This is a genomic window from Phenylobacterium zucineum HLK1, assembly GCF_000017265.1.
In the GTDB taxonomy this organism is placed as follows: Bacteria; Pseudomonadota; Alphaproteobacteria; order Caulobacterales; family Caulobacteraceae; genus Phenylobacterium; species Phenylobacterium zucineum.
In genome coordinates this window covers 107,962-120,295 of sequence record NC_011143.1, presented here as the reverse complement: position 1 = coordinate 120,295, position 12,334 = coordinate 107,962, and the positions used below count along the sequence as shown (strand labels likewise).

Sequence of the window (12,334 nt, the reverse complement as noted above, 5' to 3'; positions counted from 1 at the left end):
ATGGGCCGCGTCGCGCTTGTGACCGGAGCCGCGCGCGGCATCGGACGAGCGGTCTGCGAGCGACTGGCCGCCGAGGGCCGACGGGTGGCGGGGCTCAACCTGAGGCGCAGCCATGAGCCGAGACCCGATCTGGCGATGCCCCTGATAGAGTGTGACGTCACCGACCGGGACGCCTGCGCCCGCGCGATCGATCGCGTCGAAGCCGAGTTGGGACCGATCGACATCCTCGTGAACAACGCCGGCGTCACGCACGACGCCATGCTGCACAAGATGGCGCCGGAAGCCTGGGACGCGGTCCTGGCGGTCGACCTCACGGGCCTCTACAACGTGAGCCGGCTCGTCGTCGCGGGCATGCGCGAGCGCGGCTTTGGCCGCATCGTCAACGTCGCGTCGGTGAACGGCCAGAAGGGTCAAGTCGGCCAGACCAACTACGCGGCCGCCAAGGCCGGCGTAATCGGCTTCACCAAGGCCTTGGCCCTCGAATGTGCGCGCAAGGGTGTGACCGTCAACGCGGTGTCGCCCGGGTACACCGACACCGAGATGGTCGCCGCCGTGCCGCCGGAGGTGCTTCAGCGCATCATCGCCGAGATCCCCGTCGGTCGCCTGGCGCGGCCTGAGGAGATCGCCCGCTGCGTGGCCTTCCTTGCGGCGGACGAAGCCGGGTTCATCACCGGCGAGACCCTGAACGTCAACGGCGGCCATTACATGGCCTGACGCGTGATCTTGTGTCGTGCCTGCGGCGTCCTAGATTGAAGAAGCTGGAGGCAGATACCTGTCCTAGGAGACCTTCAGCAATGAGCGACTTCTATCGAAGCCACTACGGATCAATACCTGCGCAGCGCGGCGACATGGCCGTCGACGCGGGTCTGCGATCCTTCATGATCGGTGTCTACAACAAGGTGGCTCTTGGTCTGGTCGTCTCGGCCGCCCTCGCCTTTCTCACCTCGAGCGTTCCGCCGATCCGCGACCTGATGTTTATGGTGAACGCCGACGGACGGCTCGCCGGCATGACGCCGCTGGGCTGGATCGTCGCCTTCGCGCCGCTCGGCATCATGCTCGTGTCGGGCTTCGCGATGAAGAATCCGACCAGCGGCGCGGCCAGCGCCCTCTACTGGACGATTGTGGCCCTGATCGGCGCCTCCTTCGGCGTCGTTGGCCTGATGTACACCGGCACGTCGATCGCCTCCACGTTCCTGATCACCGCGACCGCCTTCGGCGGCTTGAGCCTCTTCGGCTATACGACGAAGAAGGACCTGAGCGGCTTCGGATCCTTCCTGATCGTGGGCGTGATCGGTCTGGTCATCGCTTCGCTGGTGAACATCTTCCTGCGCTCTGAAGCGGTGCAGTTCGCGGTCAGCGTGATCGGCGTTTTCGTGTTCGCGGGCCTGATCGCCTACGACACCCAGCGCCTGAAGCTGACCTATTACGAGCTGGGCGGCGACGCGTCCGCGCGCGGGGTCGCCACCAGCTATGGCGCGCTCAGCCTCTACATCAACTTCATCAACCTCTTCCAATTCCTGCTGTCCTTGTTCGGACAGCGGCGGGATTGAGGCGCGCCAGCAACACTGATGGAAAGGAGGTGAAACCAGATGGCTGAAGCCAAGACCCGCGCGGCGCCGACCGGCATGTCGAAGGAGGAGGAATTCCTCGCCTACAGCGCGATCGCCGTCCTCATCGCCGCCATAGGCTACGTGATCGGAGCCATCTTCATGGGCGCCTGATCTCAGGCGCCCTCATTCTTTGTGAAGCTGACCTTGCCGGAAACGGCGCACGGCGTTGGACGAAGGCGGTCCTACGGTCGGACGCCGCAGCCTCAGGCGTCCGCGATCTGCAACGCTTCGAGGTCGGTGATCATCCCCGGCCCGGTCGGCCGCCAGGGCAGCATCTTGCGTGTCTGTTCGCTGGAGGCGGGCGCATCAAGGCGCGCAGAGCTGGCGAGCCAGCCGAAATGAGCTTCGGCGTCCTCCGCAGCGATGGACCGGACCGGAATGTTCAACCGATGGCCGATCGCTTGCGCCATGTCTTTGAACGCCACGCCCTGCTCGGCGACCGCGTGATACTTGGCGCCCGGCTCCCCCCTCTCGATCGCCAACCTGTAGAGGCGGGCTACGTCCTCCGCCAGCACCGCGGCGGCCGCCTCTTCAGACGCAGCGCGTGGGTTCACGCCCGAGCTCACGACCGCGCCGTCTTCCGTGGCCAGGGCGCCCGGCGCGGTGTTGACCATCCAGGTTCCGGAGGTGACGATTAGAGGACGGGCAGAGCCGACGAGCGCGACGCTGAGCGCCCCGGTGACCCGCCGGTCTTCCCGCAATTGGCCACAAACGTCGAGAAATCGTGGTTGAAGGCGAGGGATGACGCCGTCGGCGCCGGCCGCGCCCTCTTGGAGCCAGTCCAGGTCTTCGAGCGATCCGAAATGGACGGCGGCGCCGGCGGCGGCCAGGGCGGCAGCCTTCTCCTGCGACCGCGCCCAAGTCTTGACGGCAAACAGAAGCCCCGGGAGGGGCGGAACTGGCGAGAACCTCCCTCCCGGGGCCATTGCGAAGCGCATTGCGCCTCGCCCGATCAGTGGACTGTCTGGCCCGTGCTGATCGGGATCCGCTTAGCCTGGGCGTCGGCTTTCGGCGATTTCGGCGCCGTGATGGTCAGCACGCCATTGTCGAAGCTGGCGGTGATCTTCTCCTCGTCGAGCTCGCCCAGGGTCAGCCGACGCTCGAAGCGGCCATAGTAGCGCTCGCTGTACTGCCGCTCCTTGTCTTCCGTCTCGGCCTTCTTCTCGCCCCGGATCGTCAGCACGCCATCCTGCACCGACACCTCCACGTCCTTTTCGTCGAGGCCTGGCAGCTCGGCGCTGATCCGGTAAGCGCCATCCTTCTCCTGCACCTCCAGGCTCGGCCAATTGGCGACGGGCGTCTGGGTGGCGAGGTCCCGGAAAACCGAGTCGAAGAGCCGGTTCATCTGCTCGCGAAGGCCCACGAGCGGCGCGAAGCCGCCGAAGGCGGGAGCGAGCCAATCCTGACGCGACAGAGGGGCGAGACTTCGGTCGTTCGTCCCTTGCGCGGCGAGATCCTTACGATCCATCGCATGCCTCCTTCATGTTGGGACACTGATCGAGGAGTCCGCGGCGCGGGGGGCGGGCGTCCGCCGGCTGGGGGACTACAAGCTCCGGCGCCCGCCTGACCGGCTGTCCATGACACCGGGACCGTGCCGCGTCGCCACGTGCGGCGCGCCGGCCAGGTCCCCGGCCGACGAACTCCTCGGCCGCCACTGGGCGGCAAAGGATGAACTAGGTCAAAGTCCAATCCGCACAAGGGGTTCGATGCGCAACCGACCGTGCTTGGCCGCGTTGCTGAACGCCGGAGAGAGGCTGAGAAGATAGAAGGAATCCCCGCGTGCCGACGTCCGTCCGAACCGCGCTCGACTGCCTTCGCCTGCTGGCCGTGGTCGCCTTCGACCTCGTTCGCCCCGCCAAGCCAGAGAACCGGCTTCCACGCCGTTGGCTCGCACGCGGCGCCTGGCCCGCCTAGGGCTCAGCCCCGGAAGATCGGCTGCGGCAGACCTGGCGCCGCGACATCCAAACTGAAGAGGCAGCCTTCGTGCGGCCCCGCCGGCTCCTGCAGTCCATGGCGCGCCGTCGTGACGAAGAGCGTCTTTCGATCCGGCCCGCCGAACGCACAGCTGGACGGCTGGCGCACGGGAAGCTGGACGATCTGATCGATCCGACCGTCCGGCGCATAGCGCATGACGCACCCCGCGCCCCAACGCGCGGTCCAGAGGAAGCCTCCCGTATCCATCGCCGAACCGTCCGGCACGCCGGGACCGCCCTCGACGAAAACCTCCTGGTCCAGGAGCATCGGACCCTCGGGCCGGTAGCGGAATCTCCAGATCAGGTTGCGCCGGCTGTCGGCGAAATAGAGACGCTCGCCGTCCGGGCTCCAGGCAAGGGTGTTGGCGACGCCGATGTTCGACAGCATCCGCCGGGATTGCCCATCCGCATCGACAACGAACAGCCCGCCGCTGGAGCGGGTCACCGGGCGCGGCGAGGCGTCGGGCGCGATGTTGTTCTGCATGGTTCCCAGCCACAGGCGCCCTTGGGGATCGCAGCGGCACTCGTTTGAGCGGTTCCCAGGATCGGCGTCGGGCCGACAGAACAACCGTAGCTCGCCCGTCTCAGGTCTAAAGCGATAGAGGCCGTCCTGCAGGGCGAGCATCAAATCGCCCGCCTGCGTCGGGATCGCCGCGGAGACCAGGCTTGGGGTGTCCCAGGTCGTGAGAGCTTGATCGCGAAAGCCGTAGGCGTGGACGCGCCGCGCGACAATATCGACCCAGAGGAGGCGCATGCCCGCTTCGTCCCAGAAGGGGCCTTCGCCGAGGACGCAGGGGGGCGTGCCTGCGACCAAGGCGGCGACAGGCCTCATGTCGGGGTCTCACGAGGCCAGGCGGATCTGGTCGCGTTCCGGCGGGAAATAGGGAAGCAGCTCCACGTCTTGCGGACCCACGCGCGACGCTGTCAGGTGGGAGAGAAGTTCAGCCCCGCGCTGCAGCAGCTGCGAGCGATCCGTGGTCTCCGGAAGTATGATCCCAGAGACGTCCTGCGCTCCTCGAAGCTTGGCGATCACAAAGCGGCGGTTCATGACCGCAGAATGCGCGTCTCGTCAAACGGTTGCAGACGTCTTCTGACAGGCCTCAGACTGTGGCGCCGATGTTATCCTCAAGGGCCCGGCGCACCCGTTGGGCGAGCTCCGCCTCGGAAAATGGCTTGGTCAGGAGCTGGTCGGCCGCGAGGTGCTGGATCGCGCTGTGATCGGCGAACCCGGTCGCCATCAGGATCGGAAGCCGTGGCCGCTTGGCGGCCGCGAGCTTGGCGAGTTCAACGCCGTTCATCCCGGGCATGGCGAAGTCGACGATGAGCAGGTCGATCTTTCGGCGTCCGCTCAGCAACTCCAGCGCCGCGCCGCCGCTGCCCGCCTGTAGCACCCGATAGCCGAGCTGCCCGAGCATCTGGCTCGTGGTTTCGCGGACGAGTTCGTCATCGTCGACGACAAGCACTGTCCCGCCCTTTTCCGCCACCTTCAGACCATCGGCCAGCAGCGAGCTCTGGACGTCCGCCTGCGCAAAAGGCGCGCGCGGCAAGTAGACCTTCACGGTCGTGCCCCGGCCCGGCTCCGTCTCGATTGCGACGCCGCCGCCGGATTGTTTGGCGAAGCCCAGCACCTGGCTCAGGCCCAGGCCCGAGCCCTTGCCCACGGGCTTGGTGGTGAAGAAGGGCTCGAAAACGCGGGCCACGACGTCAGGCGGCATGCCCGATCCGGTGTCGCTGACCGCCACCATCACATAGTCCCCCGGCTCCGGCTCCTCGGGTCGCACGCGGGCTCCGCTGATGGTGACATTGCCGGTCTGGACGGTCAGTCGTCCGCCCACGTCCATGGCGTCCCGGGCGTTGATGGCTAGGTTCAGGACGATCATCTCGATCTGCGTGGGATCGACCAGCGCCGGCCAGAGCGCCTTTCCGGGCTTCAGCTCGAGCGCCATGCTGCCGCCGATCGCGCCCTGCAACAGGCCGCGCATGCTCTCCAGGGCCTCGTTGAGGTTGACCGGCTGGGGCGCGAGCTTCTGTCGGCGAGAGAAGGCCAACAGCTGCTTGGTGAGGGTGGCGCCCCGCTCGGCGGCTTGCCGCATCATCTGGATCCGCGCCTGCGCCCGAGCGGGGTCGCCGCCCCGCTCGAGCATGGTCAGGCCGCCCACGATCACCTGCAGCAGATTGTTGAAGTCGTGCGCAATGCCGGCGGTGAGCTGGCCCACGGCCTCGAGGCGCTGCATTTTCAGCAGCGTCGCCTCCATCTTCTCGCGCTCGGCGATCTCGGTGAGCAGCTGGCGGTTGGCCACAGCGAGCTCGGCCGTGCGCTCCTCCACCCGCCGCTCCAGCAGTTCGGCGGCGCTCTTTACGGCAGTGACATCGGTGGCCGAGGCCACATGGCCAAGATAAGCTCCCTGGCCGCCTCGCGGCGCGGCCTCGCAGTGCAGCCAGCGCAGCTCGCCGTCCTTGTCCCGCACACGGTATTCGAGGTTGAGCGTCTGGCGCGCCAGGCAAGCCTGGCGCCAGGCCGACTCCACCGCAGGCCGGTCCTCCTCCAGGATCGGGGCCAGCCAACCTGTGCCGGTGAACCCCTCCGCCGGCTCTCCGAACACCTCCCAATGGCGCCGGTTGGCGTAGATGACCCGGCCGTCCGCATCTGACGTCCAGATCAGCGCTGGGGCGCTGTCGGCAAGGCTGCGGAACCGGCTCTCCGTTTCCCGCAGCGCCTCGGCGGCCCGCAGGCGCTCGAGCAGATAGGCCTCGGCCTCGCGCTGCCGGAGGCGCGCGCGCAGGGCGGTGCTCGCCGCGCTCACCAACGTCGTTAGGTGCAGCGGCCGCTCGAGGATGGTGACGTTGCCGAGACGTCCAAAGCGCGCCTCGACCTGGGCGGTGACGCCGCTTTCGCGGTTCCGCAGCAGGATGATGGGATAGTCGGACCAGGGCGGCTGGGTCCTCAGCCAGCGGAACAGCGGCTCCGGATCGGACCGGTCGAAGGCTTCCTCAGCGACAAGCAATCCACCGGTCTCGGCATAGCCGCCGGGGGGATCGAAGCTGTCAATCACCCGCGCCGGCAGACCGCCCTTACGGAGCAGCTCCGCGCCGACCTTTCCGTCCCGGCCGATGGGACAGAAGACCAGCAGGGGATCCTGGATAGGATCAGGCCTCATCCGGCTTGGGCTCCAGGAGCGTGGAGGGCGGCCCCGAGAAGGCCGGCACCCCCGTCAGCACGCCATGGAACTGCTCCAACGCCGGTCCCACGCGCAGCCCGTCCGAACTGATGCGGAACTCGCGGATCGTCTCTTCGTGCGGTCCGGTTCGCTTCTTCATCACCGACATGGCCCGGCGGATCTTGCCGCCGGCTTCGAAGAACCGCAGCAGCAGCACCGTGTCACTGATGTAGGTGAGGTCAACGCTGCTTTGCATGGGCCCGACCAAGCCGTGCTGCGCCAGCACCAGCAGGGTCATCACCCCCTGCTGACCGAGATAACTCAGCAGTTCATGCATGTGGAGGGTGAGGTAGCTCTCCTCCGGCATGGCGTTCTGATAGCCCGTCAGCGAGTCCAGCGCGACGACCTGGGCGCCGGCTTCGACGTGCTGGCGGATCATCCCGATCAACTCGCCGGGCGAGAGTTCCGCCGGGTCGATGTGGCGTAGAACAAGCTGCCCCGAGGCGACCGGCCCGCCGAGATCGATGGACAGGCCCTCCGCCCGGGCCATCAGCACACGCCGCGTCTCATCGAAGGAGACGATCAGCACCTTCTCGCCGCGCTTGAGGGCCGCATCGATGACCTGCAGCGTCAGGGACGACTTGCCCGTCCCGGAGGGTCCCATGATCAGGGTGCTGGTGCCGCGCGACAGACCCCCGCCCAGCAAGGCGTCGAGTTCGCCGATGCCGCTCGACACCGGCTCGGTCGGTGAGAAGTCCCGTTCATGTTCGGCCGCGATCAGGCGCGGAAAGACCTGAAGCCCGCCCTTGCGAATAGCGAAGTCGTGGAAGCCGCCCTTGTACTCGCGGCCGCGCAGCTTCGAGATTTGCAGCCGGCGCCGGTCGCCCCCGAATTGGAGGGCGGTCTGATGCAACCGCACGACCCCGTGCACCATGCTGTGCAGGCTGGTCTCCTCCGCCTGCTGGGTGAGGTCGTCCAGGAAGAGGCTCGTGCAGTTCTGCAGCGCGAGGAAGTTCTTGAGGGCCAGGACCTGACGGCGGTAGCGCAGCGAGCCCTGGGACAGGAGGCGGATCTCCGAGACGCTGTCGAACACGACGCGTTCGGGCTTCACCCGCTCGACCTCCTTGCGGACCATGGAGACGGTTTCGCCAAGCTCCAGGTCCGAGGCGTAGACGAGGGTCTGTTCCTGTTCGGGGTCCAGCGTCAGCTCGGGCGGCACCAGCTCGAAGATCTCGATCCCGTCGAGCGACCAGCCGTGCGTCCGGGCGGATCGAGCCAGCTCGCGCTTGGTCTCCGAGAGGGTCACATAGAGACCGCGCTCGCCGCGCTCGCGTCCGTCAAGCAGGAACTGGAGGCCGAGCGTCGTCTTGCCGGTGCCGGGCGCGCCCTCGACCAAATGGACATTCGACCGGCTGAACCCGCCGACCAGGATCTCGTCCAGCCCCGCGATGCCGGAGGGAACCGGCGCTTCGTCTTCAAACTCGTGCGACGCAGTACTCACCACTTCCCCCACCCCTTCGGGGTGCGGGTGGCGCCCCGATATCGATTTCGGCTGACTTCGCCGTGCATTATAGAACACAGGCCAACGGGCCGCGCCAGCGGCGCGGCCCTTAGCAAAGCTTGCTATCGCGTTGTTTCCGCGCGGGGAAGCGCCTCGTCGAACAGAGGCTGAACCGCGCTCAGCGGAAGATCGTCACGCCGGCGGCCCACGTCGATTTCGTGCACATGCACGTTGTCCGCGCCCACCTCGCGCATGATCTTGAGCGCGTTCGCTTCCTCGGCTGAGGTGTCGACCCGGACGAACACCACAAGGCCGCCGCTCATCAGATCATCCTCCAGCCGCGCGGCGTCCCGCGGGTTGATCACCTTGTCGCGGATGATCCGCGCAAGCGCGCCGGCCGCCGCGCCGCCGCCGACCGCGGCCGCGATCGCCGCAGCCAGGGCCCCGCCTGAGGCGACGACCGGCAGGGCGGCGCCAAAGCTGCCCACGGTCAGCAAGGTGCCGAACACCAGGGCCGTGGAGGCGAAGACGTCGTCGCGCGTCACCAGCGACCGGCGCGGGACATCAGGAAGATCCGCGACCTCGTCGGGCCGGCGATAGACCTTCTTCAGCTTGTGGAACACCGCCGAGAAGGTTCCCATGAGGCTGATGTCGGTGCGGTCGACGCCGTGGGTGGTCAGCTCATTCACCAAGGCATCGAGTTCTTCCTGACTGTCGACGACGCCCACGACCTCCCGCACCCGCAGGGCGGAGATCGCCGGCTCCGGATCGGAGGCCTCGGCGAAGGAGCGCGCCTCCTCAGGCGCGCGCGGCGTGGGCGCCGGCGCCTCAGAAGCCGGCTTCGGCGGCTCGACCCGGATCTGATTGACGAGCCCCTTGAGACCCTTCAGACGGCGCACGACCCGTTCGGCGGCGACGCGCTGCGGCGCGCTCTCGGTGCTTCCCTCCAGCGTCAAGACCCCGTTCTTGACGCGCACGAACAGCCGCTCAGCCACGCCGAGGTCCTCAGCCTCCAGCGCCTTCAGCGCCGCGCGGGCGATCTCCGGGTCGCTCCGCCGATCGACCAGCGGCAAGCGCACTTCGATTTCATTGGCGATGCCGCGAACGCCCGCCTTGCGCGCCGCATGCTCGGCGATGCAGGCGTCCGAATAACGCTTCACGAAGCCGCTGAGGGTGGCGACCGCGTCTTTGACGGCGACGGCCAGGTCGCAGGCGTCGTCGCCGAGGGCCGCGGCGATCTCCGCCTCAGCCCTTCGTTTCAATTCGACATCCGAGATCATGGTCTGTCCTCGCATCCATGTTCCGTTTCACGGGCGCGATTTAGGGCGGGCCAGAACCGGCGGAAGATGCGAGAAACCGAACCTGCGCCTTGTTCGTTTGCAGCGCCGGTGCGGGCCTCACAGGCTCGCCCAGTTCGTCCGAAGAGCATGAGACGGGAGCATGTCACCTCGGGCATGGCGTATTCTCAGCCTGGCGCTCGCCTTGTTGGCGGCAGCGCTCCTGGGTGCGCTCATCGCGAGCCATTGGCCTGCAAGCGGCCGGGTCAACTCCGCCCCGGCTCCAGGCGTTCGCGCCAGCGCCCCAGACACCTTCGCGCCCGTCATCGAGCGGGTCGCGCCGGCTGTGGTGTCGATCTATGCCGAAGGCGCGCCCACCCCGGCGATGCTGGTGCTGCCGGACCTCCCCTTTCTCCAACCCGAGCTGGTGCCCCCGACGCGCCGGATGTCCTCCGGCTCGGGCTTCTTCATCAGCGCCGACGGGTACGTGCTGACCAACCACCACGTGGTCGAGGGCGCCGAGCGCGTCGAAGTCGTGCTGCACAATGAACGGCGCCTGCGCGCGCGGCTCATCGGCAGTGACCCGGCCACGGACCTGGCGGTCCTGAAGGTGTCGGGCGGGCGCTTCAACTATGTGGACCTGAAGCGCGCCGGATCGCCGAAGGTCGGAGACTGGGTCATCGCCATCGGCAACCCCTTCGGCCTCGGCGCCACCGCGACGGCCGGCATCGTATCGGCTTACGGGCGCGATCTGGGCTCCGCCTTCGTCGACTACGTTCAGATCGACGCGCCGATCAACCGCGGCAACTCCGGCGGTCCGAGCTTCGACGCCGAGGGCCGGCTGGTCGGCGTCAACACCGCGATCCTCTCCCCGTCCGGCGGCAATGTGGGGATCGGGTTCGCGATCCCGGCCGAGACCGCGCGGTCCGTGGCCGAGCGGCTGATTGCGCGCCGGCCGATCGAGCGCGGCTACATGGGCGCCGCGCTGCAGGACATCAGCCCCGATGCGGCGGCAGCCCTGGGACTGGCTGAGCCGAAGGGTGCGTTGGTGGCCAGCGTCACGCCCGGCGGCCCCGCGGCGGTCGCCGGCCTGAAGCCGGGCGACGCCATCCTCAAGGTCGACGGGCGCGACGCCGAGGACGCTGAGACGGTCACCCGCGCCGTCACCCGCAAGCGTCCGGGAGACCGGATCACGCTCGAGCTCTTCCGCCGCGGCCAGCGCCTGAGCCTTGACGTCACCCTCGTCGCGCGACCGCCCGAGGACCTGCTGCAGCGCCTCGCCGGGTGACGCCCGGCGCGCCTTGTGCGCGGGGCGCCCTGCTCTACATCGCGAAAAAGGAAGGAGATGTGACGAGACGACAGGGCTCGCGATGGCCGCTCAACCGCAAACCCAGGGCGCAGGGGACGCACGCCCCATGGCCGCGGCGGCTTTCGCCGATGCGCTCCTCGATCCCGCCTCGGTTTTCGACACCCCGGCCGACGTGGTCTCGCACCCCGGCCTGAGAGACGATCAGAAGCGCGTCATCCTGCTGGCCTGGGCCAACGACGCCCTGGGCCTGGAATGGGCCGATGCACGCGATCTCACCGATTTCGCCCCGGTGGCGCACCTCGATGCGCTGCTCGAGGCGCTTGAACCCCTCGATCCCAAAGCGGCCGCCGACTACCGCGCCGTGCGCAAGCACGTGCGCAACGAGTCCGCGCGGCGGAAGCGAAAGCTGACATGACCTGGACCGCTGAATTCCTCGACAAGCCGCTATGGCTATGGGCCATCTTCGTGACCGTCGTGGTCGGCCTCCTCGCCTTCGACCTGGGCGTCCTGCACCGCAAGAGCCGCGAGATCCCGCTCAACGAGAGCCTCGTGCTGAGCGGCGCCTACATCCTGGTGGCGGTCGTGTTCGGCGCCTGGACCTGGGCGACGCTGGGCTCCGACGCGGGCGCGGCCTTCTTCAGCGGCTACGTGCTGGAGAAGAGCCTTTCGCTCGACAATGTCTTCGTCATCTCAGCCATCTTCGGGACACTGATGGTGCCGCGGGCGCTTCAGCATCGCGTGCTCTTCTGGGGCATCCTGAGCGTGCTGGTCCTGCGGGCGCTCCTGATCGGCCTGGGCGCGGCGCTCGTGCACGAGTTCGCGTGGATCCTGCCGGTCTTCGGCGCCTTCCTGCTCTACGCGGGCTGGCGCCTCAGCCGCCCGCGGAGCGATGCGTCCGAGGCGCTGAAGAACCCCCTATACCAGATCCTGCTCCGACGGCTGCCGGTGACGCCGGAGCTGCAGGGCAGCCGCTTCTTCGTACGCGGCGCCTCCGGTCGCTGGACCGCCACCCCTCTCTTCCTCGCCCTGGTGCTCGTGGAACTCAGCGACGTCATGTTCGCCGTCGACAGCGTGCCGGCGATCTTCGCGATCACCACTGACCCCTATGTGGTCTACACCTCAAACATCTTCGCGGTTCTGGGCCTGCGGGCGCTCTATTTCGCCTTGGCCGACGTGATCAACCGGTTCGAGCACCTCAAGGCCGCCATGGGCCTGCTGCTCGCCCTGGCCGGCGCGAAGATCTTCTACAACGTCATCTTCGGGAAGATCGACCCGATGATCTCGCTCGCGGTCACCCTGAGCGTGCTGATCGGCGGGGTATCCTACTCGCTCTGGCGCACCCGCAAGGGCGCCAAGCCGGACGCGGCGGCGCCGGCGTCGCAGCGGCTGGCCCAGTGATGCGAGGATCTGCGGCGGGGGGCTTCGTAGACGATTGCGGGCGGCCCGCCGCGCCCTAGATCAGATTCTGAGCGGCGGGAGCCGCGAGGCCCGACAGGGCCGTCCATA

13 protein-coding genes are annotated in these 12,334 nt (G+C 67.9%); 6 read left to right on the top strand and 7 right to left on the bottom strand.

Going from position 1 to position 12,334, the window contains the following annotated elements; translation table 11 throughout:
* The 3 genes from phbB (at position 1) to PHZ_RS23810 (ending at position 1,721) form a co-directional block, all read left to right on the top strand.
* Positions 1–714: an acetoacetyl-CoA reductase gene (gene phbB, locus PHZ_RS20165; protein ID WP_012520353.1), complete on the top strand. Its 714-nt coding sequence runs from the start codon at positions 1–3 to the stop codon at positions 712–714.
* Positions 715–794: 80 nt separating this feature from the next.
* Positions 795–1,550 (top strand): Bax inhibitor-1/YccA family protein, encoded by a 756-nt coding sequence (locus PHZ_RS20160; protein ID WP_012520352.1) that lies wholly within the window; start codon positions 795–797, stop codon positions 1,548–1,550.
* Positions 1,551–1,589: 39 nt separating this feature from the next.
* A complete protein-coding gene (locus tag PHZ_RS23810) occupies positions 1,590–1,721 on the top strand; it encodes a hypothetical protein (RefSeq protein ID WP_269079179.1) in 132 nt (43 codons plus the stop codon).
* A 92-nt stretch (positions 1,722–1,813) separates the two neighbouring features.
* On the opposite strand, the gene PHZ_RS20155 is transcribed toward PHZ_RS23810, so the two are convergent.
* The 7 genes from PHZ_RS20155 to PHZ_RS22280 all read right to left on the bottom strand — a co-directional run bounded on the left by PHZ_RS20155 (position 1,814) and on the right by PHZ_RS22280 (position 9,522).
* A complete protein-coding gene (locus tag PHZ_RS20155) occupies positions 1,814–2,548 on the bottom strand; it encodes a Rossmann-fold NAD(P)-binding domain-containing protein (RefSeq protein WP_012520351.1) in 735 nt (244 codons plus the stop codon).
* A gap of 14 nt (positions 2,549–2,562) precedes the next feature.
* Entirely contained in the window at positions 2,563–3,078 is a 516-nt protein-coding gene (locus tag PHZ_RS20150; RefSeq protein WP_012520350.1) for an Hsp20/alpha crystallin family protein, read from the bottom strand.
* Positions 3,079–3,527: 449 nt separating this feature from the next.
* Positions 3,528–4,415, bottom strand: a complete 888-nt coding sequence (locus PHZ_RS20145; protein WP_012520349.1) for an SMP-30/gluconolactonase/LRE family protein — start codon at positions 4,413–4,415, stop codon at positions 3,528–3,530.
* Positions 4,416–4,424: 9 nt separating this feature from the next.
* Positions 4,425–4,631 (bottom strand): hypothetical protein, encoded by a 207-nt coding sequence (locus tag PHZ_RS20140; protein WP_041374488.1) that lies wholly within the window; start codon positions 4,629–4,631, stop codon positions 4,425–4,427.
* Positions 4,632–4,683: 52 nt separating this feature from the next.
* On the bottom strand, positions 4,684–6,741 hold the full coding sequence (locus tag PHZ_RS20135; protein WP_012520348.1) for a hybrid sensor histidine kinase/response regulator: 2,058 nt from the start codon (positions 6,739–6,741) through the stop codon (positions 4,684–4,686).
* Positions 6,731–8,245, bottom strand: coding sequence for an ATPase domain-containing protein (locus tag PHZ_RS20130; RefSeq protein ID WP_012520347.1), 1,515 nt, complete (start codon positions 8,243–8,245; stop codon positions 6,731–6,733). The genes PHZ_RS20135 and PHZ_RS20130 overlap by 11 nt, the downstream gene beginning before the upstream one ends.
* 119 nt (positions 8,246–8,364) lie before the next feature.
* The gene (locus tag PHZ_RS22280; protein ID WP_012520346.1) at positions 8,365–9,522 is read right to left on the bottom strand and encodes a BON domain-containing protein; all 1,158 of its coding nucleotides are present in this window, start codon (positions 9,520–9,522) and stop codon (positions 8,365–8,367) included.
* 205 nt (positions 9,523–9,727) lie between these two features.
* Here PHZ_RS22280 and PHZ_RS20115 point away from each other — a divergent pair, with 205 nt between their 5' ends.
* The 3 genes from PHZ_RS20115 (at position 9,728) to PHZ_RS20105 (ending at position 12,226) form a co-directional block, all read left to right on the top strand.
* On the top strand, positions 9,728–10,807 hold the full coding sequence (locus tag PHZ_RS20115; RefSeq protein ID WP_187149135.1) for a S1C family serine protease: 1,080 nt from the start codon (positions 9,728–9,730) through the stop codon (positions 10,805–10,807).
* A 127-nt stretch (positions 10,808–10,934) separates the two neighbouring features.
* On the top strand, positions 10,935–11,243 hold the full coding sequence (locus tag PHZ_RS20110; protein ID WP_049758485.1) for a hypothetical protein: 309 nt from the start codon (positions 10,935–10,937) through the stop codon (positions 11,241–11,243).
* Positions 11,240–12,226 carry a TerC/Alx family metal homeostasis membrane protein gene (locus PHZ_RS20105; RefSeq protein WP_012520344.1) on the top strand — a complete coding sequence of 329 codons (987 nt, stop codon included), beginning with the start codon at positions 11,240–11,242 and terminating at the stop codon, positions 12,224–12,226. The genes PHZ_RS20110 and PHZ_RS20105 overlap by 4 nt, the downstream gene beginning before the upstream one ends.
* Positions 12,227–12,334 lie beyond the last annotated feature (108 nt).